The 17912-nt window shown below is 66.8% G+C and carries 19 protein-coding genes; 10 read left to right on the top strand and 9 right to left on the bottom strand.

The window, feature by feature from the left end:
- Positions 1–32 precede the first annotated feature (32 nt).
- From AC1DX2_RS10395 to AC1DX2_RS10365, 7 genes are read left to right on the top strand one after another with little or no spacing between them, the layout of a single operon-like run.
- On the top strand, positions 33–686 hold the full coding sequence (locus tag AC1DX2_RS10395) for a hypothetical protein (RefSeq protein ID WP_477196264.1): 654 nt from the start codon (positions 33–35) through the stop codon (positions 684–686).
- Entirely contained in the window at positions 683–1453 is a 771-nt protein-coding gene (locus AC1DX2_RS10390; RefSeq protein WP_477196263.1) for an ABC transporter ATP-binding protein, read from the top strand. The genes AC1DX2_RS10395 and AC1DX2_RS10390 overlap by 4 nt, the downstream gene beginning before the upstream one ends.
- Positions 1450–2673: an ABC transporter permease gene (locus tag AC1DX2_RS10385; protein WP_477196262.1), complete on the top strand. Its 1224-nt coding sequence runs from the start codon at positions 1450–1452 to the stop codon at positions 2671–2673. The genes AC1DX2_RS10390 and AC1DX2_RS10385 overlap by 4 nt, the downstream gene beginning before the upstream one ends.
- A gap of 27 nt (positions 2674–2700) precedes the next feature.
- Entirely contained in the window at positions 2701–3444 is a 744-nt protein-coding gene (locus tag AC1DX2_RS10380; RefSeq protein ID WP_477196261.1) for an outer membrane lipoprotein-sorting protein, read from the top strand.
- A 5-nt stretch (positions 3445–3449) separates the two neighbouring features.
- On the top strand, positions 3450–4688 hold the full coding sequence (locus AC1DX2_RS10375; protein ID WP_477196260.1) for a hypothetical protein: 1239 nt from the start codon (positions 3450–3452) through the stop codon (positions 4686–4688).
- A gap of 50 nt (positions 4689–4738) precedes the next feature.
- Positions 4739–5263, top strand: coding sequence for a DUF2059 domain-containing protein (locus tag AC1DX2_RS10370; protein WP_477196259.1), 525 nt, complete (start codon positions 4739–4741; stop codon positions 5261–5263).
- Between the two features lie 25 nt (positions 5264–5288).
- Positions 5289–5804: a DUF2059 domain-containing protein gene (locus AC1DX2_RS10365; RefSeq protein ID WP_477196258.1), complete on the top strand. Its 516-nt coding sequence runs from the start codon at positions 5289–5291 to the stop codon at positions 5802–5804.
- A 29-nt stretch (positions 5805–5833) separates the two neighbouring features.
- Here the strand turns inward: AC1DX2_RS10365 and AC1DX2_RS10360 are convergent, their stop codons facing one another.
- Genes AC1DX2_RS10360 through AC1DX2_RS10325 form a run of 8 tightly spaced genes read right to left on the bottom strand, consistent with a single transcriptional unit; the run spans position 5834 to position 10972 of the window.
- Positions 5834–6304, bottom strand: coding sequence for a hypothetical protein (locus AC1DX2_RS10360; protein WP_477196257.1), 471 nt, complete (start codon positions 6302–6304; stop codon positions 5834–5836).
- Positions 6305–6333: 29 nt separating this feature from the next.
- On the bottom strand, positions 6334–6990 hold the full coding sequence (locus AC1DX2_RS10355) for an LON peptidase substrate-binding domain-containing protein (RefSeq protein ID WP_477196256.1): 657 nt from the start codon (positions 6988–6990) through the stop codon (positions 6334–6336).
- Complete coding sequence (locus AC1DX2_RS10350) at positions 6987–7382, bottom strand: Rieske (2Fe-2S) protein (RefSeq protein ID WP_477196255.1); 396 nt, start codon at positions 7380–7382, stop codon at positions 6987–6989. Before AC1DX2_RS10350 ends, AC1DX2_RS10355 begins: the two co-directional genes overlap by 4 nt.
- Positions 7383–8012: a DUF924 family protein gene (locus tag AC1DX2_RS10345; protein ID WP_477196254.1), complete on the bottom strand. Its 630-nt coding sequence runs from the start codon at positions 8010–8012 to the stop codon at positions 7383–7385. It lies immediately after the preceding gene.
- Positions 8013–8019: 7 nt separating this feature from the next.
- Entirely contained in the window at positions 8020–8850 is an 831-nt protein-coding gene (locus tag AC1DX2_RS10340) for a LytR/AlgR family response regulator transcription factor (RefSeq protein ID WP_477196253.1), read from the bottom strand.
- Positions 8847–9905, bottom strand: a complete 1059-nt coding sequence (locus AC1DX2_RS10335) for a sensor histidine kinase (protein WP_477196252.1) — start codon at positions 9903–9905, stop codon at positions 8847–8849. Before AC1DX2_RS10335 ends, AC1DX2_RS10340 begins: the two co-directional genes overlap by 4 nt.
- A gap of 50 nt (positions 9906–9955) precedes the next feature.
- Positions 9956–10522 (bottom strand): DUF6622 family protein, encoded by a 567-nt coding sequence (locus AC1DX2_RS10330; protein WP_477196251.1) that lies wholly within the window; start codon positions 10520–10522, stop codon positions 9956–9958.
- A gap of 39 nt (positions 10523–10561) precedes the next feature.
- Positions 10562–10972, bottom strand: coding sequence for a DUF2306 domain-containing protein (locus AC1DX2_RS10325; RefSeq protein ID WP_477196250.1), 411 nt, complete (start codon positions 10970–10972; stop codon positions 10562–10564).
- A gap of 249 nt (positions 10973–11221) precedes the next feature.
- Between AC1DX2_RS10325 and AC1DX2_RS10320 the strand changes: the two genes are divergently transcribed.
- The 3 genes from AC1DX2_RS10320 to AC1DX2_RS10310 all read left to right on the top strand — a co-directional run bounded on the left by AC1DX2_RS10320 (position 11222) and on the right by AC1DX2_RS10310 (position 15399).
- The gene (locus AC1DX2_RS10320) at positions 11222–12055 is read left to right on the top strand and encodes an undecaprenyl-diphosphate phosphatase (protein ID WP_477196249.1); all 834 of its coding nucleotides are present in this window, start codon (positions 11222–11224) and stop codon (positions 12053–12055) included.
- A 168-nt stretch (positions 12056–12223) separates the two neighbouring features.
- Positions 12224–12934: a calcium-binding protein gene (locus AC1DX2_RS10315; RefSeq protein WP_477196248.1), complete on the top strand. Its 711-nt coding sequence runs from the start codon at positions 12224–12226 to the stop codon at positions 12932–12934.
- Entirely contained in the window at positions 12931–15399 is a 2469-nt protein-coding gene (locus tag AC1DX2_RS10310; RefSeq protein WP_477196247.1) for an RCC1 domain-containing protein, read from the top strand. Before AC1DX2_RS10315 ends, AC1DX2_RS10310 begins: the two co-directional genes overlap by 4 nt.
- A gap of 76 nt (positions 15400–15475) precedes the next feature.
- Here AC1DX2_RS10310 and AC1DX2_RS10305 read toward each other — a convergent pair whose 3' ends face one another.
- Positions 15476–17845 (bottom strand): TonB-dependent receptor, encoded by a 2370-nt coding sequence (locus AC1DX2_RS10305; protein WP_477196246.1) that lies wholly within the window; start codon positions 17843–17845, stop codon positions 15476–15478.
- Between the last annotated feature and the right edge of the window lie 67 nt (positions 17846–17912).

The following is a 17912-nucleotide window of genomic DNA, read 5'->3' as shown; positions in this document are numbered from 1 at the left end:
TCGCCCCATTCCCACCCAACCGGAGCTTCACCATGCCTCTTTCCCCCTATACCAAGTCTGCCATCCGCATGGCCGTGGCCAGCGCCGTGCTGGCGCTGACCGGCACCGCCCAGGCCATCCCGGACGCCCAGTTTCAGCCGGCGTTCGAGCACTTTCTGGCCGCCAACAAGGGCGACAGCAGCGCCGTCGACAAGGCGGCCGATGCCTTTGCCGACCTGCTGAAGGCCGAGCCCACCAATCCGGTGTTGATGGCCTATGCCGGCTCCACCACCGCCCTGCGGGCCTCCACCGTGTCGGCACCGATGAAGAAGCTGGCGTTTGCCGAAGACGGCATGGCGCTGCTGGACAAGTCGCTGGCGCTGCTGAAGCCCGCGCACGACGCGGTGGTGCAGCACGGCACGCCGGGCTCGCTGGAGGTGCGCTTTACCGCCGCCAGCACCTTCCTGGCCGTGCCCGCCTTCATGAACCGCAAGGCCCGTGGCACCAAGCTGCTTGACGAGGTGGTGAGCAGCCCGCTGCTGGCCCAGGCACCGCTGCCTTTCCAGGGCAATGTGTGGATGCGCGCGGCCAAGCTGGCGGCGGACGACAAGCGCGTCGAGGACGCCCGCAAGTACCTGAACCTGGTGATCGAGCGCAACGCGCCGCAGGCACCGACCGCCAAGGCGCAGTTGGCGAGCCTATCATGAGAGCAGCGAGCGAGAACTTGAGCGCCGCCGGGCCGCCCCAAGGCGCGAAGGCCTCCTCGGGGGGCAGCGAGTCACACGCAGTGGGCGAGCGTGGGGGCCATCTTGTGGCTGAACTGCGCGGCGTGCGCAAAACTTACCGGCTTGGCAGTCATGTGATCCCCGCATTGCAAGGCGTGGACCTGCAGGTGCAGCGCGGCGAGCTGCTGGCGCTGACCGGCCCCTCGGGCAGCGGCAAGAGCACCATCCTGAACCTGTGCGGTCTGATCGACACCGCCGACGAGGGCGAGGTGGTGCTGGGCGGCGTGACCGCGAACGGCATGAACGAAGACCAGCGCACGCTGCTGCGGCGCGACGCGCTGGGCTTCGTGTTCCAGAACTTCAACCTGGTGCCGGTGATGACGGTGGCCGAGAACGTGGATTACCCGCTGTTCCTGGCCGGCGTGCCGGCGGCCGAGCGCAAGGCCCGCGTGCGGGCGCAACTGGAGGCCGTGGGCCTGCAGGACCATGCGCAGCACCGGCCCGACGCGCTGTCGGGCGGGCAGCGCCAGCGCGTGGCGATTGCCCGTGCCTTGATCAAGCGGCCCCGGCTGGTGATTGCCGACGAGCCCACTGCCAGCCTGGACTCGGCCACCGCCGATCAGGTGCTGGAGCTGATGCGCGAGCGCTGCCACGCCGAGGGCGCCGCCTTTGTGATCGCCACGCACGACAGCCGGCTGACCAGCCGCTGCGACCGCGTGCTGGCCCTGCTGGACGGGAGGCTGCAATGAACACGTCGCTGACCTGGCTGAAATTTGCCATCCAGAACACGCTGCGCAACCGCCGCCGCTCACTGGTGACGGTGAGCATCGCCGCGCTGGGCACCGCTGCCATCTTGTTGGCCGGGGGCTTTGCGCTGTTCACCTACCAGGCGCTGGCGCAGGCCGCCGCGCGCAACACCGGCCACCTGATCCTGGGCAAGCCCGAGCAGTTCAGCAAGGACGAAGACACGCCCTTGCAAAACGGCCTTGAGAATGCCGAGGCACTGAGCGCCGCGCTGCTGGCCGACCCGCAGGTGCGCAACGTGCTGCCGCAGATCGAGTTCGGCGGGCTGATCAGCAATGGTGACAAGTCCACCATCATGATGGCCACCGGGGTGGACCCGGATGCCGAGTTTTCCGTCAAGGGGCCGTTCCTGAAGATCGTCGAGGGCGAGGCCCTGGTCAGCGGCGCCAAGGACGCCGAGGTGATGCTGGGTGACGGCCTGGCGCGCAGCCTGAAGGCCAAGCCGGGCACCAGTCTGACGCTGCTGGCCAGCACCACCGAAGGCGCGTTGAATGCGCTGGACGTGACGGTGAAGGGCATCTTCTCCACCGGCGTGCCGGCACAGGACAAGCGGTTGGTCTACACCGACTTGGCCACGGCGCAACGCTTGCTGGTGACGAAGAAGGTGTCCACGCTGGGCGTGTTCCTGACCGGCATGGACGCGGTGGACGGTGCGCAGCAGCGCGTGGCCGCCGCCAACCCCGGCTTGAAGGTGCAGACCTGGCTGGACCAGGCCTTCTTCTACACCTCGGTGCGCGACCTGTACAACCGCATCTTTGGTGCCTTGGGGCTCATCATCGGTGTCATCGTGGTGTTTGTGGTGACCAATGCCATGGCCATGGCCATCATCGAGCGCACCCGCGAGATCGGCACGCTGCGCGCCCTGGGCACGCTGCCCGGCCAGCTGCGGCGCACGCTGGCGCTGGAAGGCATGGTGCTGGGCGGTGCCGGTGCGCTGTGCGGCGCGGGCATGGCGCTGGGGGTGTCGCTGCTGCTGTATGTGGTGCCGGTGCAAATGCCACCGCCCCCGGGCCGCAGCAGCGGTTACCCGCTGAACGTGGCCATCGACCCCACGCTGTACCTGCTGACCTTCATCGCCGTGGTGGCGCTGACCATGCTGGCATCCGCCTGGGTGGCACGCAAGACCGTGCACATGCCGGTGGTGGATGCGCTGGCCCACACCTGACAACCAGCAACCTGATCTGGAAATCTCATGAAAACACTTTTTCGCATCACCGCCATCGCCGCCTTGCTGGGCGCCGCCCTGCAAGCCCAAGCGCAAGACGTACCCGCGCTGCTGAAAGCCGCCGACCGCTTTCGCACCAGCGCCGACAACATGCAGGTGGACACGCAGATTGCCGTCTTCAACAAGGACGGCTCGGCCGACAAGGAGCGCCGCTATACCGTGTTTGCCCAGGCCAAGCGGCAGTCGCTGGTGTTGATGCAGAGCCCGGCCGAGAAGGGCCAGAAGATGCTGATGCTGGCCGATGACTACTGGATGCTGCTGCCCGGCAGCCAGCGCCCGGTGCGCATCACCCCCATGCAAAAGCTGCTGGGCGATGCCTCGGTGGGTGACATCGCCACGCTGAGCTGGGCCGAGGACTACACCGGCACGGTGGCCGGCGAAGAGCGCTGTGGCGAGCAAGCCTGTGTGCACCTGAGCCTGAGCGCGAACCGCAAGGGCGTGACCTACCAGCGCATTGAGTTGTGGGTGGGCAAGGTGAAACACGAGCCGTTGAAGGCGGACTTGTTCGTGCAGTCTGACAAGTTGGCGAAGCAGGCCCGCTTTGTGATGGACAAGCCCACTGCTCCCACGGCCGTGACCGAGATGGTGCTGCTGGACCAGCTCAGCAACCACAAGGAAACCCGGGTGCGCTACCTGGCGCGCAAGGAGCGTGTGGTGCCTGAGGCCTGGCTGAACCCCATGTACCTGGCCAAGAACCCGGTGCTGGAGTGAGCCGCATGACGCTGTCGCGAATCGCCTTGGGCCTGCTGGCGTTGTGCTGCGCCGCCACTGCCGCCGCGCAGGCGCAGGGCGAGCTCAGCGGCCAGGTGCGCGCGCAGTGGAACGCGCCCAGCGCCAATGGTGACGGCCCGCTGGCCCAGGCCAATGCGTTGCAGCCCGGCACCGCCGCGCCGCCGGCCAGCGGCCTGCTGCTGGAGGCGGAGCTGCGCGCCAGCAGCAAGTTCGTCACGGCTGTGGCTACTTTTCAGCAACAGGGGCTGGAAGGCCGCGGCTGGACCCCGCGCGCCTGGTTCAACGAGCTGTACACCACCGTAGATGCCGGCAGCTGGCAGTTCAGCGCCGGCCGGCGCATCGTCGCCTGGGACGTGGGCTATGCCTTTCGCCCCAACGACTTTGTGCAGCAGGAGGAGCGCCGCATGCTGGTCACCAGCACGCCGCAGGGCCGCCCGGTGCTGGTGGCCGAGCATTTCAATGCCGACACGGCGTGGTCGCTGGTGTGGGTCAACCCGACGGCGGACGCCGAGGCACGCGGCGCGCAGGAGCCGGCGCTGGCCGCCCGCGTGTACCGGCGCGACGGCGCGCTGGACTGGCATGGCTTTGCCCGCGTCGGCGCGCGCACCGGCGTCAGCGTGGGCGCTGCCGTGGCCTGGGTGGCCACCGAGTCCACCGAGCTGCATGCGTCGCTGCGCCTGTTGCAGCGCGCCGACGCCAAAGCACTTACAGGCGCTGCCGGCGCGCTGGCCAGCGCCAGCCCCTGGCAGCCCGCCACCGTGCAGCACCCGGTGCAGGCACTGGTGGGCGGCACTTGGACCAATGCCGACCAGATCAGCCTGCTGGTGGAAGCCTGGTGGGACGGCACGGCGCTGAGCAATGCGCAATGGGATGACTGGCGCCAGCGCAATGCCGCTTTGGCCGCGCTGGCCAGTCGGGCGCCGGCTGCCGCCGTGGCCGGCAACCTGGCCTGGCAGATGGATGCCTTTGGCGCCGCCAGCAGCCTGCGCCGCGCCAACACCTATGCGCGCCTGAGCTGGCAGCATGACAAGTGGACGCCTTCGGTGGATGTGCTTTACACGCCGGCCGATGGCGGCTGGGTGCTGAGCAGCGCGCTGGGCTGGCAGGGCGACCGGTTGCTGCTGCAAGGCGGCGTGCGTCGCTATGGCGGCGGCGACGGGGCGCTGTATGCGCAACTGCCCACGCGGCAGACGGCCTATGTAAACGCCACCTGGTCGTTCTAAAAAGGGGGCAGCGCTGCATTACAGTTGCATATCTGATTCGGAGGTATGCCATGAAACGCACCGTCACCCTGCTGGCCCTGGCCTGTCTGTCCATCGCGGCTCAAGTGGCCCACGCGGCCCAGCCCACCCCCCAGTCCATAGAGCGCCTGCTGGCGGTTTCGAAAAGCGACAAGATGCTGGAGGCCATGAAGCCGCAGATGGGCGCCATGATGAAGGCCGGCATTGACCAGGCGCTAGCCGGGCGCAACCCCGGGGCCGAGGAGCAGAAGGTCATCGACAAGTTTGTGGCCAAGGCGAGCGCGGCGATGGTGGAGGACTTGTCGATGGAGAAATTCAGACCCATGTTCCTGGAGATCTACGGCGCCAATTTCTCGCAGGAGGAGGTCGACGGCATGATCACCTTCTATGAAAGCCCCGTGGGCCAATCCATGCTGAGCAAGATGCCTGCGGTGATGCAGTCCATCATGGGCGGCATGCCCAAGCGCATGGCGCCGCTGATGGAAAAGATCCAGCAGGCGGGCAAGGAGATGGCGGCGGAGCTGGCAGCCTTGAAAAAGAAGCAGTCCGGACAGTGAACGTGATCCCACCAAGGAGTACCACATGAAACACATTGCCACGCTGATCTTGCTGTTTTGCACGTCGCTGGCGGCCCAGGCCGCGCCGCCCACGCTGGAATCCATTGAGCGGCTGATGGCGGTCAGCCAGGCCGACAAGATGGCCGAGGGGGTGCGGGCGCAGATTCGCGGCTCCATGAAGCTGGTGACCGACCAGATGCTGCAGGGCCAGCCGGTGATACCGGCCGAGCAGCGCGCCCTGGACAACTTCAGCAACAAGGTCAGCAGCATGATGAACGAGGAGCTGTCGGTGGACAAGCTGCGCCCCATCTATGTGGTGATGTACCGCGAGACCTTCACCCAGGAAGAGGTGGACGGCATGATCGCCTTCTACCAAAGCCCCATAGGCCAGAGCATGCTGAACAAGATGCCCCGCGCCATGCAGGGCATCAACAACGAGCTGAACCGCCGCATGGGCCCGGTGATGGAGCGCATGAAGCAGGCCGCCCAGGACTTGGGGCGCGAGCTGGACGCTGCGCGCGGCCCCGCCCAGCGGCGCTGAGCGCCGGTGCCTGCAGGGCTTTCGCGCCGCTAAGGGAGGGCCACTGGCCTCTGGTGCGCCTGCACCAGATCTGACACATCGGCATCGGCCCAGCGCAACGCCACTTCGCAATGCCTGCGGCCCGGCTGGGCCTGCGATTGCAGCACCAGGAACTGCCCGCCTGCATGCTGGGCCACCGCTCGGTCATAGCCCATCATGCGATGGCAGGCTTGCAAGTCACCACTGCCGCGCAGCGGGCAGGGAGTGTGGATTTCGGCCAGTACGGTGGTGCCTCTGATGGCAGTGATGGGCACCTGCTTGCGGGACGGAAAGCTGCGCTGCCATTGCTCGCCGAGGTCTGCCAATGTGTTGGCGCGGCGCAGGCCCTTGGTACGAATGGTGGTGCTGGCCATGCCGCGCACCAGCCGCTCGGTGGTGCCGCCAAAGACCGGCCGGCGGGCGAAGAAGGCCAGCAGCCTGAGCGCGCCTTGCATGCCGTGTTTGATGAGGAATTTGCGCATGGTGCTCCTGCTTCGCTTCGGCCGCGCTCTCAGTCCAGAGGGATGCCGCTGCGCTCCAGCAGATCACTCACCAACTCCAGGCGCACCAAGGGGTTCTCCAGCGCCATCCACTGCTGCTTTTGCTCCACCGGCAGGTTCAGCAGTTCGCACCAGCGGTTGGCCACCCAGGCGCAGTCGTCCAGCAGGTAGGGCGAGCGCAGCGGCATCTGCTCAATCGGCACCTGGCGCTCGTGCAGGGTGTTGATCAGCCGCTCCAGTGCCCTGGCCACCGGCTTCAGGTCGTCCGGCACGGGTAGGCTCATGTCGGCTGGCAGGTGCGTCACATCGGCCACCCACAGGCCATGCTTGAGCCGCTCGCTGCGGTTGATGCGAAAGCGCTGCTGGCCCACGCAGCGTATCAGCATCAGCCCCGGCTGCGGCTGGGAGAATTCGACAATGCTGGCCAGCGTGCCCACGGCCTGAAAGGCCTCTTGCGGGCGCTCCACGCCGTCGCCGGCGCGGGCAACCTCGTGGCCTTGCGTCAGCCCGACGACGCCGAAGGGCGCGCCCAGCTTGTGGCACTTGCCCACCATGTCCAGGTAGCGCACCTCGAAGATCTGCAGCGGCAGCGAGCCGCCGGGAAACAGCACCGTGCCCAGCGGGAACAGCGGCAGGGATTGCAGCGTCAGCGGTGAATCAGCGCTCATACAGGGCCATTGTCGGCGATGCGGATGCTGCCGTCAGCCGCCACCGCCAGCGGTATGGGAATCAGCGCCTCACCGGCGCAGTCGCCCGCCTCGCAGGCGCCATCGCGCCAGCGGTAGCGCGCGTAGTGCACGTTGCAGGTGATGTGGGCGTTCGGGGTGTAGATCAGCTGCTGCTGCTTCTCGGCCAGCGGCACGCCGAAGTGCGCGCAGCGGTTGGCATAGGCCAGCACCTGCTGGCCGCTGCGCAGCAGCAGCAGGCGGAAGGGCTCGGCGCCGGCTTGGGGGGCCGGCAGTTCCAGCATTCGCGCCTGGCCATCGGTGAGGTCATCGCGTTGACCTACCCATTGGCCCGGCTGCGGCGCATTCGGCAATTCATGCCAGATAGAAGCCATTCACTGTCCGAAACGTGGGCCGTCTTTGAGGAAGTCCAGCTCCTGCGGCGTGCACTCGCGCTGCAACACCGCATTGCGGTACGGAAAGCGGCCGAACTGGGCCACCAGCGTGCGGTGCTGGTGGGCATATTTCAGGTGGCCTTCGAAGGTGGGCTTCAGCGCATCGGGCGCCTGCGCCACCAGGTTGACGAAGCTTTGCACGCATTGGTCCTGCAATGCCAGGTTTTCGGCGTGCATCAGCGGCATGTAATAGAACAGCCGGGCCACCCAGGGCAGATGCGCATCCCAGTGGCGTGCCAGCGCGTCGCTTACCAGGTGCTGGGCGCGGGCGTCGCCGGCAAAGGCTTCGGGCTGCTTGCGAAACACGTTGCGGCTGAACTGGTCCAGCAGCAGCACCAGGGCCAAGCGCGTCCAGGGGTCACCTTCCCAATCCACCAGGTCGCCGGTCTGGGCCTGGCGCACGAGTTCGCCAAAGCGCTGGCGCATGCTGTCGTCCAGCTCAGGCCCGCCGCCAAACCACAGCTTGCCCATGTCCTGGCTGGGCCAGCCTTTGGCGATGCCGTCGCCCAGCCAGTAGTGCAGGATGGCGCCGGCCGGTGTGTCGGGGCTGGGTGCAGCGGTGGTGCTCATGGGGTGCTCACAAAGCTTTGAACAGGTGCGCGTACAGGCGGCTGACCACCAGTTTATCGGTTCGGCCGCGCAGCAGCAGCGTCAGCTTGCCGGCCTCGTCGCGCGTCACGCTGTCGATGGCGCTGCCGCGCACCACGGTGCCGCGGTGGATCTGCCAGAACTGCTGCGCGTCCAGCTGCGGCAGCAACTCCTTCAGCGGCGTGCGTATCAGGTACTCGCGCTCTGCGGTCAGCACCCGCACGTACTTGTCGGCAGCCTCGAAATACAACACCTCCTCAATGGGCACCATGCGTATGCTGTTGCCGACGGCGACCGGCACCACCTGCAGCAGCGCGGTTGCGGGCGTGGCACCGCCGGCCGCGCCTGCGGCCCCCAGCATCCGGCCCAGGCGCTCCAGCGTGGCGTCCACATCGTTGCCCGCACCTTGCGCCCGGCTGGCCAGCGTGGCCTGCAACTTGGCCACGGTCTTTTGCAGGCGTGCCGCCTGCACCGGCTTCATCAGGTAGTCCAGCGCCTGGGCTTCGAAGGCCTGCACCGCGTACTGGTCATAGGCGGTGATGAACACCAGCGCGGGAAAGGGCTTGGCGCCGGGGCCGGCGGGCCAGGCGTCGGCCAGCTCGGCAGCGGCTTCCAGGCCGCTCATGCCGGGCATGCGGATGTCAAAGAACAGCACGTCGGGCTGCAGCGCCAGCGCCTGGCTCACGGCCGAGGCGCCGTCGCCCACGCTGGCCAGCACTTGCAACTGCGGCCAGGCTTGTGTCAGTTCGCTGCGCAGGCCGGCGGCCAGCAGCGGTTCGTCTTCGGCGATCAGGGCGGTGGGCGACAAGGAGGTGTTCATACGGGCAAGGGCAGGGTGATGGTGGCCAGCGTGCCGCCATCGGGCGCGGGCTGCAAGGCCAGTGTGGCGCGCTCGCCATAGGTGGTGTGCAGGCGCTCGCGCACCTGCACCAGGCCGAAGCCACTGTCGGGTGTAGGCGCCGAGGCGCCTTGTGGCATGCCGACGCCGCTGTCACGTACCTGCAGCGTCAGTAGCCGACCATCGGACTGGGCGCTGATATGGATGTCGCCGCCCTCCACCTTGGGCTCCAGCCCGTGTTTGATGCTGTTCTCGACCACGGCTTGCAGCAGCAGGCCCGGCACCGGCAACTCGCGCAGTGCCTCGGGTAGCGCGAAGCTGAAACGCAGGCGCGGGCCCATGCGTATGGCCATCAGCGTCAGGTAGTCGTTCAGGCGTTCGAACTCGGTGGCCAGGCTTTGCGTGCTGGCGCGCGATGCGCCCAGCGTGGCGCGCAAGTAGGCCACCAGATGGTCCAGCATCTGCTGCGCGCGCTGCGGATCGGTGCTGACCAGGATGCGCAGGTTGGACAGCGTGTTGAACAGCATGTGCGGCTCCAGCTGCGTTTCCAGCAGCTTCAGCTGCGCCTGCGCGGCGTGGCGTTTTGCGGCTTCGGCCTGGGCGTCGGCCAGGGCCAGTTTTTCGCGCGCATTGGCCAGTTGTTCGCGGCTCATGAAGAAATAGGAAATGGCGCTGCCTATCAACAACCCGAAGGCGATGGTGCCGGCGAAGCGGCCCGAGTAGTTGCCCCAAGTCGGCATGTTGGCCAGGCCTGACAGGGCGTCGCCCACGAAGATGCCGATTGAGGCGCCTATGCACACACCCAGCGGCACGACGAAGATCAGCCGGCGCCAGCGCTCGGCCTGGTCGCGTATCAGCCACCAGCCCAGCAGGTCGATGGCGGTCCAGGTGCTCAGGCCTATGCACTGTGAATAGACCATGTTGCCCCAGAAATGCCGGCCACCCCCCATGACGGTGAGCACCACCGCGATGACCGTGTTGATGGCCCCCGAGGTCAGCACTTTGCGCGGCAGGCTCTGCTTGTTGAAGTGGCGCATGGAGAGGAAGTATGCCGTGGTTTTCCGGCCGCCTGGCCGCTGCCCGCAAGTCAGGCCTGTGCCAGCGCGGCCTCAGCCTGGGTGTTGCCGCGCAGCGCCAGCAGCCACAGGCGGGCCGCGCGCCCCAGGAAGCCACCGCTGAACACACCATACAGGCCGCCCACCACCACCGTGTACAGGCCGTGGTGCGCCAACTCGGGTTGCATGGCCATGTCGGCACCCACCACGTACTTGACCAGGAAGATGGCCATGATCAGAGCCAGCGGCGCCCAGCTGCCCGGCACATGAAAGCTGCGCTTGGCAGCGTCAAAGCGGGAGCCGGCGGGTGCCTTTCGCGGCGCGATCAACGCCGCCATCAGTGCCACCCCGGCCACCCAGGCCAGCAGCACGTAGGCGAACAGCGGCGAAGCGCTGAAGGCCGACACCATGCCCCAGATGGACAACGCCGGCATGGCCAGCGGCAGGATGGCCATGCGCGTCAGGCTGACGTCGCGGGTGCGCACCTGGCTCAACCCCAGGGCCAGCAGCGCGGCCAGCAGGCCCCAGACCCAGGTGGGCGTGCCCTTGAGCACCATGAACAGGGCTTGCGGGTGTTGAAACAGAAGTTGCAGCAGCATGTTATTTCTCCGGTGGAAGGTCAGTGATGGGGTGTGTTGTCAGATCAGGCCCAGGCTGCCCCAAAGCAGGTGGCCGAGGTAGCGCTGGGGCAGCAGCGTGAAGGCGCCGGCCGCCACGCAGGCGCCGTAATACAGCATCTGCATGCGCTGGCGGTGCAGCCGTATGTCGCCCTTGGCCAGCGCGTGGAAGGCGCCCAGCAGCCCAAACAGCGTGAACGGCACCAGCAGGTGGATGGGCGTGTAACCGGCCACATTGGGCATGCCATGGTCGCGGATGAAGAGAGCCGACACGGCGGTGGCCAGCATCAGCGTGACCCAGGCGTAGCCGAAGGCGCGGTGCAGCCGTGGCCGCTGCAGGCGGCCTTTGCGCGCCCACAGCGCCACCGGGCCGATGACCAGCGCGCCCAAGGCGGCGGCCAGGTGGATGGCGATGGCGGGTGGCAGTGGCATGGCGGGCTCCGGTAGTGGGCGGGGGTGTCCTTGGATGTGGACTGTGCCGCCGGCAGCCGGTAGGGGCCACCGGGCTGAGACGAAACGCCGCCGGCCGGCGCGAAGTGGCGCACAGGCGCCGCCGGCGGTGCGCCGCAAGCTGCGTGCGGCGGGCTGTTTACAACGGATTTACAGCCTCAATGCGCCCGTCAACACCGGGCCGGGTGCCCGGGTGGCGATAATCGGCCCACCTGTTTTGGAGATGGTTGTATGGATTTGGTGTTGCTGATGAAGGCCGTGGTGATGGGCATCGTGGAGGGGTTGACCGAATTTCTCCCCATTTCATCCACCGGCCACCTGATATTGGCCGGCGCACTGCTGGACTTTGAGGGTGGCAAGGCCAAGGTGTTCGAGATCGCCATCCAGATGGGCGCCATCTTCGCGGTGATCCTGGTCTACTGGCAAAAAATCCGCGAGACGCTGGCCGGTCTGGCCACGCAGCGCCAGGCGCAGCGTTTCGCGCTGAATGTGGTGGTGGGTTTCCTGCCGGCGGCGGTGATAGGCGTCACCGTCTACAAGATCATCTCGGCCTACCTGTTCACACCGGTGGTGGTGGCTTCGGCCTTCATCGTCGGCGCCTTCATCATCCTGTGGGTGGAGAAACGCCAGGCGGCCAGCACGGTGCCGGCGCGTATCCAGTCGGTGGACGACATGACGCTGTGGGACGCGTTGAAGGTGGGCCTGGTGCAGTGCCTGGGCATGATCCCCGGCACCAGCCGCAGCGGTGCCACCATCATCGGCGGCATGTTGCTGGGCCTGTCGCGCAAGGCGGCCACCGAGTTCTCGTTCTACCTGGCCATTCCCACGCTGGTGGGTGCCGGCGTGTACAGCCTGTACAAGGAGCGCCACATCCTGTCCACGGCCGACCTGCCGATGTTCGCAGTGGGTCTGGTGGTGTCCTTCATCAGCGCCTGGTTCTGCGTGCGCTGGCTGCTGCGCTACATTGGCAGCCACAGCTTCGTGCCGTTTGCCTGGTACCGCATTGCCTTTGGCATCGTGGTGCTGGTCACCGCCTGGACGGGCTGGGTCAACTGGGCCAAGTGAAGGTCAGCCAGACGCCAGGTGTTGCGAATTTGATGCTTTACACCGTTTGGCACACCTGCCGCGCGCGATTTGTCAGCCTCGGCATGCTATAAATCCCGCGCAACAGGGCGGTGAAAGCAGCCGGGTCAGGCCGCAGCCGCACTGCACAACAAAGCAGGGAGGTGGAGGATGGCAAGTGCCAACAGCGGTGCTGCGGGCGAGTTCCTGGTGGGAACCAGCGGCAATGATGTGATCAAGGGCGGCCCGGGGGCCGACACCCTGATCGGCGCGGATGGCAGCGACAACTTGACCGGCGGCGCCGGCGACGACGTGCTGGCAGGCGGTGCGGGTCTGGACACCGCGCAGTTCAGCGGCAAGCTGGCGGACTACATGGTGGCCGGTGCCTCAGCGGCGGTGACCATCACCGACAAGCGTGCTGGCGGCGATGGCAGCGACCTGTTGAGCGGCGTGGAGCGCTTGCAGTTTGCCGATGGCCGCCTGGCCCTGGACATGGGGGTGGACCAGGCCGGCGGCAAGGCCATGCTGACCATGGCGGCCACGCTGGGCACGTTCTTCCCGACGCAGAAGGACTGGGCCGGCGTCTTCCTCGGCTTTTTCGACAGCGGCGCCACGGTGGCGGATGGCGCGGCCTTGCTGCTGTCCTCAGGCATCATCGCCGCCTTTGCTGGCGCCAGCGACGATGCCACGGTGATCAGCTTCATCTATGCCAACGCCTATGGCGGCGCGCCCAGCAACAGCGTGGTGCAGGCGCAGCTGGCTGCCCTGGCCAACCACAGCTCGACCATGCCGGAGTGGTTTGCCGGCATCATCGCCTCCAGCGCCAACCAGGCCCATGTGGGTCTGACGGGGTTTGCGCAAACCGGTTGGGTGGTGGCATGAAGCGCCGTTTGCAATACCGGGTTGCCCTGGCGCTGGCCTGGGCCTTCTGTTCGTTGGTGATGCTGGCATCTCCGGCCCGGGCGGCCACGCCCATGGTGGCCGCGGGTTCCAGCCACACCTGTGCCGTGCTCACCGACGGCAGCCTGCGCTGTTGGGGCTTCAACCAGCGCGGTGGCTTGGGCAATGGCACCGCGGTGGACGGCTCCATCACCACGCCGGTGGTGGTCAGCGGCATCGCCAACGCCACCCAGGTGGCCGGTGGTGTCACCTTCACCTGCGCCGCGCTGGCTACGGGCAGTGCCCAATGCTGGGGCTGGAATTTTACGGCCCAGCTGGGCAACGGCACCACGACGGACAGCTACGTGCCCAGCACGGTGGTGGGCATCAGCAACGTGGCGGCGGTGTCGGCCGGCGCCAGGTCAGGGTGTGCGCTGCAGACCACCGGCGCCGTGCAGTGCTGGGGCTCCAACGCCCAGGGGCAGCTGGGTGTCAGCGGCATCGCCGGCAGCCTGGGGCCGATGGCGGTGCCGGGCATCAGCACCGCCAAGGCGCTGTCGGTCGGCAACCAACATGCCTGCGTGGTGCTGGCCAGTGGCGTGGTGCAGTGCTGGGGCTGGAACCTGTATTTCCAGGCTGGCAACGCCGGTGCCGTGAACACCTTCGCGCCCAGCACGGTGGCTGGCATTTCGAACGCCAAGGCGGTGGCCGCCGGCACCTACTTCAGCTGCGCCCTGCTGACCACGGGCAGCGTGCAGTGCTGGGGCAACAACAGCTTTGGCGAGTTGGGAGATGGCAGCTTTGTCAGCAAGTCGGCGCCGGTCGCGGTCAAGGGCATCAGCAACGCCACCGCGCTGGTGGCGGGCCAGGGCCACGCCTGCGCGCTGCTGGCCACCGGCACGGTGCAATGCTGGGGTGCCAATTCCATGGGGCAACTGGGCAACGGTTCGTCGCTGGACAGCGCGTCGCCGGTGGCCGTCAGTGGCCTGGCCGGCGTGACGTCGTTGACCGCGGGGGTCGAGCACAATTGCGCTGCCACCGCGGCTGGCGGCGTGACCTGCTGGGGCGCGAACTATGTGGGCCAGCTTGGCATAGGCCGCACGACCAACAGCGACGCGCCGGTGCCTGTGATGGCGCTGTCGGATACCGTGTCGGTGGAAGCCGGCTTCAGCCATGGCTGCGCGCTGCTGAGCGGCGGCAGCGTGAAATGCTGGGGCCGCAACACCTCTGGCGAGGTCACCGGCATCCCCAGCGACGCCGACCTGACGACCCCGGTCACCCACCCCGGCATCAGCGGCGCGACTGCGCTGGGCGTGGGCACATCGCACTCGTGCGCCTTGGGCAGCAACGGCACGGTGAAGTGCTGGGGCCAGAACACGTTTTACCAACTGGGCGGCACCTTGGGCGCCGGGTTTCCCGTTGGCACACCGATCGCCGTCTTCGGGCTTAGCAATGCGGTGGCGCTGTCATCCGGCGCCAACCACAATTGCACGGTGCAGAGCAACGGCGCCGTGCAGTGCTGGGGACAGGGCACGGCCGGCCAGCTGGGCAATGGGTCGTTCGCCAACAACCTCAACGCGACCGTCGTGGGTGGCGTCAGCGGGGCTGTTGCCGTGTCGGCCGGCACCAATGCCAGCTGCGTGGTGCTCGCCAGCGGCGCCGTGCAGTGCTGGGGGGCGAACGCCAGCGGGCAGCTGGGCAACGGCAGCGTCGTCACGTCGCCGGTGCCGGTGGCCGTCAGTGGCATGGCCAACGCCGTCAAGGTGTCTGTGGGGGGCACTCATGCCTGCGCCTTGCTGGCCACCGGCGGCATCCGTTGCTGGGGCGACAACAGCAGCGGCCAGTTGGGCAATGGCGGCAGCACCAACAGCAATGTGCCGGTCACCGTCAGCGGCATCAGCACGGCTGTGGCGGTGTCTGCGGGCAGCGGCCAGACCTGCGCCGTGCTGGCCAGCGGGCAGCTGCGCTGCTGGGGGCTGAATGCCTACAACCAGCTGGGCATTGGTGGCTTGACCAACAGCGCGCTGCCGGCGCAGGTCACAGGCATCGGCACCGCGACCCGGGTGTCCGCGACCAGCGGCACCACCTGCGCCACCCTGGCCAACGGCACCGGCCAGTGCTGGGGCTCGGACGACTTTGGCCAGCGCGGCACCGGCCGGGCGTTGACGTTCACGCCCACTCCCGTGCTCGGGGTTGCCGGCCAGGGGACGCTGAACCTATTGGCGCTGAACGTGGCCGACGCCGACAAGGTGTTCGCCTGGGCCGAGCGCATGTACCCGCAGTATTTTGCCCCGACCGGCCAGGCCTCGCAGTCGGCCGGCGGTTACCGCTCGCGCAGCTACGGCACCCATACCCTGCTGGTCAATGAAAGTGGCGCGGCCCGCCTGTACTACAAAGGCCCGCTCAGTGGTGGTGTGCAGTTGGACCTGGATCTGCTGGCGTTCTGGCTGGCCGTGGCCAACCGCTGAAATTCCAGGCCCATGAAAAAAAGCCGGCCCAAGGGCCGGCTTTTTGTTGTGCACGGGCGCCAAGCCCGCGTGACGGTCAGAAGTCCGACTTCAGCGTGATGGACGTGAAGCGCGGCGAACCGACGTAGTAGAACGGCTGGGAGCTGCCGGCACCCACCGCACGGGTCACGAAGTTGCTGCCGCTGGGCGAGTTGACGCGGAAGTACTCGACGCCGAACAGGTTGGACACGTTGAGCTGGATGGTCGGCGTCTTCAGGAAGCTGGTGGGCTTGAACTTGTAGCCCAGGGTCAGGTCCCATTGCGTGTAGCCGGCCACGTCCTGGTCGTTGACCAGCGTGGAGTACACGTGGCCGTTGTACTTGCCTTGCAGGCTGCCGTACAGGCTGTCGCTGGCGTAGTTGATGGACAGGCTGGACAGCCAGTTCGGGGTGTCGGGCAACTGCTTGCCGCCGGTCAACTCGAACACCGTGGCGCTGGTGTACAGGTTGTCGTGCATGATGGCGCTGGTGTTGGACAGCGAGCCGTACACCGACCAGTTGGGCGTGAAGCGGTAGCCAGCTTCCAGCTCGAAGCCCTTGATCGTCACGTCGCCGACGTTGAAGTCGGTGGACAGGTTGGCGATCGGGTCGAAGGAGCGGGCGATGCGGTTCTTGAAGCGGTTGTAGTACACCGAGCCCGAGAACGTCAGCGCATCGCCGTTATAGCGGTAGCCGAGGTCCAGGTTGGTCGACGTTTCCATCTGCACGTTGGGGGTGCGCTGGGTGAAGGCGCCGGTCAGCGCGCCGTTCACGACGGTGCCGCCGTTCAACAGGCTCTGGTAGCTGAAGTTGCCGGGCGCCTTCATGTTGTCGGCGATGTTGACGTACACCTGCTGCTGTGCGTCCAGCGCGTACTTGGCGCCGAAGCTGCCCATGGTCTTGGCGTACGTCTGGCTGTAGAAGTACGTCGCGCCCTGGCCGGTGCCTTCGTTGGCGAAGTTGGTGAAGTCGCGCTTGATCTCCGTGCGGCGCACACCCAGTTGCAGGTTCAGGCGGTCCTGCATCAGCTTGATGCTGTCCGACAGGAACACGGACGAGGCCGTGCTGATGGTCTGCTGGTCGCGGCCCTGGTACAGGCTGCCGTCGGCGCGACGGATCAGCTTGCTTTCATCGGCCAGCCACAGGTCGTCGATGTTGCCGTTGTTGTCCACGCGGGTACCGGGCTGGGTCTGGATGTGGCGGGCTTGCTCATACCAGTAGCCGACCAGGATGTCGTTGTTGTCCAGGCGGAAATTGCTCTTCAGCGTGATACCGGGGCGGTAGGTGCGCGTGACGGAACCGCGGTAGATGATGACCTGGTCCAGCGAGTCGCTGTCGCCGTTGATGTCCTTGATGCCGCCGCCGATCAGCGGGGCACGGTTGGCGGCTGCGCCAGACTCGCCCAGGATGACCTGCTGCACACCACCGGTGCCGTAACCGAACCAGAAGTACGGCTCGGCGGCGAAGGACAGGTCCTTGTTGGCCTTGTACTCGAGCTTGCCGGTCCACAGCCAGTTGCGGAACGGGTTCAGCGCATAGCCGTAGTACGGAGCGATGGGCGACACGGTGTCGATCTGGGCGCCGGCGCCAGGCGTCTTGTGCTGGGGCGGTGTGTCGGTGAACTCATACGAGGTGCCGAACTGCGCGAAGTTGGCGTAGCTGCCAGTCTGGTAGTTGTTGTTGATCGCCTTGTTGTACAGGAAGCTGGTGGCGGCGAACCAGTTGGCGTTGGGGCGGAACTCGGCGCCGAAGTCGACGTGCTCCTTGTCGGCCTTGCCCGAGCCCTTGAACTTGTCGGCCTCGGACTTGGTGTACGAGATGAACAGCTTGGCCATGTCATTGGCAAACTTGCCGGAGTCGACACGGATGAAGGTCTTGTAGAAGCGCAGGTCGCCGAACGACTGCGAAATCTTGAAGCCGAACACGTCCTTGGGCGAGCAGGTGGTCATGCCGATGTTGCCGCCGGAAGCACCCACGTGGGGGGCTTCGGTGTCGGTGGAACCTTGCGTGACGAAGATTTCGCACAGGTTTTCCGTGTCCGAATACTCTTGCGGGAAGACCGAGAAGCTGCCGGAGTCATTCACCGGCGCGCCGTTGATGGTGAAGCCCATCTGGTCGCTGTTGGCACCGCGCACGCGCATGCCGCCGCCGAACAGGCCGGTGGCGTCGTAGCTGAAGGTGCTCACGCCAGGCAGCAGCGCGATGGCCTGGTAGGGGTTGTTGGCCGGGTTCAGCGAGTCCATGTAGGCCTTGTTGACCGAGCTGCGTGCCTTGGGCGTGTCTTCCGCCTGGATCAGGCCGCCGGCGCCTTGGCCTTCAACGGAGATGCGACCCACATCGGTGGGCTGGCTTTGGGCCCACAGGGCCGGGGCTGCGAACAGCGCGCTGACGAGAATCGCAAGTTGCGTGGGTTTGAGGCTCTTTTTCATGATTTCTTATGTTCTAAGGGTTGATGAGGTTGGGGTTGGTGAAAAGCTGCTTATCCGGCAGCGCTGG

This window comes from Hylemonella sp. P2_B10, assembly GCF_056404875.1.
Note: the sequence above shows the minus strand (reverse complement) of the source record. Positions and strands in the feature narration are given on the sequence as shown.

Coding starts and splice junctions, on each gene's coding strand:
- AC1DX2_RS10395 (WP_477196264.1), top strand. CDS start 33: ATGCCTCTTTCCCCCTATACCAAGTCTGCCATCCGCATGGCCGTGGCC.
- AC1DX2_RS10390 (WP_477196263.1), top strand. CDS start 683: ATGAGAGCAGCGAGCGAGAACTTGAGCGCCGCCGGGCCGCCCCAAGGC.
- AC1DX2_RS10385 (WP_477196262.1), top strand. CDS start 1,450: ATGAACACGTCGCTGACCTGGCTGAAATTTGCCATCCAGAACACGCTG.
- AC1DX2_RS10380 (WP_477196261.1), top strand. CDS start 2,701: ATGAAAACACTTTTTCGCATCACCGCCATCGCCGCCTTGCTGGGCGCC.
- AC1DX2_RS10375 (WP_477196260.1), top strand. CDS start 3,450: ATGACGCTGTCGCGAATCGCCTTGGGCCTGCTGGCGTTGTGCTGCGCC.
- AC1DX2_RS10370 (WP_477196259.1), top strand. CDS start 4,739: ATGAAACGCACCGTCACCCTGCTGGCCCTGGCCTGTCTGTCCATCGCG.
- AC1DX2_RS10365 (WP_477196258.1), top strand. CDS start 5,289: ATGAAACACATTGCCACGCTGATCTTGCTGTTTTGCACGTCGCTGGCG.
- AC1DX2_RS10360 (WP_477196257.1), bottom strand. CDS start 6,304: ATGCGCAAATTCCTCATCAAACACGGCATGCAAGGCGCGCTCAGGCTG.
- AC1DX2_RS10355 (WP_477196256.1), bottom strand. CDS start 6,990: ATGAGCGCTGATTCACCGCTGACGCTGCAATCCCTGCCGCTGTTCCCG.
- AC1DX2_RS10350 (WP_477196255.1), bottom strand. CDS start 7,382: ATGGCTTCTATCTGGCATGAATTGCCGAATGCGCCGCAGCCGGGCCAA.
- AC1DX2_RS10345 (WP_477196254.1), bottom strand. CDS start 8,012: ATGAGCACCACCGCTGCACCCAGCCCCGACACACCGGCCGGCGCCATC.
- AC1DX2_RS10340 (WP_477196253.1), bottom strand. CDS start 8,850: ATGAACACCTCCTTGTCGCCCACCGCCCTGATCGCCGAAGACGAACCG.
- AC1DX2_RS10335 (WP_477196252.1), bottom strand. CDS start 9,905: ATGCGCCACTTCAACAAGCAGAGCCTGCCGCGCAAAGTGCTGACCTCG.
- AC1DX2_RS10330 (WP_477196251.1), bottom strand. CDS start 10,522: ATGCTGCTGCAACTTCTGTTTCAACACCCGCAAGCCCTGTTCATGGTG.
- AC1DX2_RS10325 (WP_477196250.1), bottom strand. CDS start 10,972: ATGCCACTGCCACCCGCCATCGCCATCCACCTGGCCGCCGCCTTGGGC.
- AC1DX2_RS10320 (WP_477196249.1), top strand. CDS start 11,222: ATGGATTTGGTGTTGCTGATGAAGGCCGTGGTGATGGGCATCGTGGAG.
- AC1DX2_RS10315 (WP_477196248.1), top strand. CDS start 12,224: ATGGCAAGTGCCAACAGCGGTGCTGCGGGCGAGTTCCTGGTGGGAACC.
- AC1DX2_RS10310 (WP_477196247.1), top strand. CDS start 12,931: ATGAAGCGCCGTTTGCAATACCGGGTTGCCCTGGCGCTGGCCTGGGCC.
- AC1DX2_RS10305 (WP_477196246.1), bottom strand. CDS start 17,845: ATGAAAAAGAGCCTCAAACCCACGCAACTTGCGATTCTCGTCAGCGCG.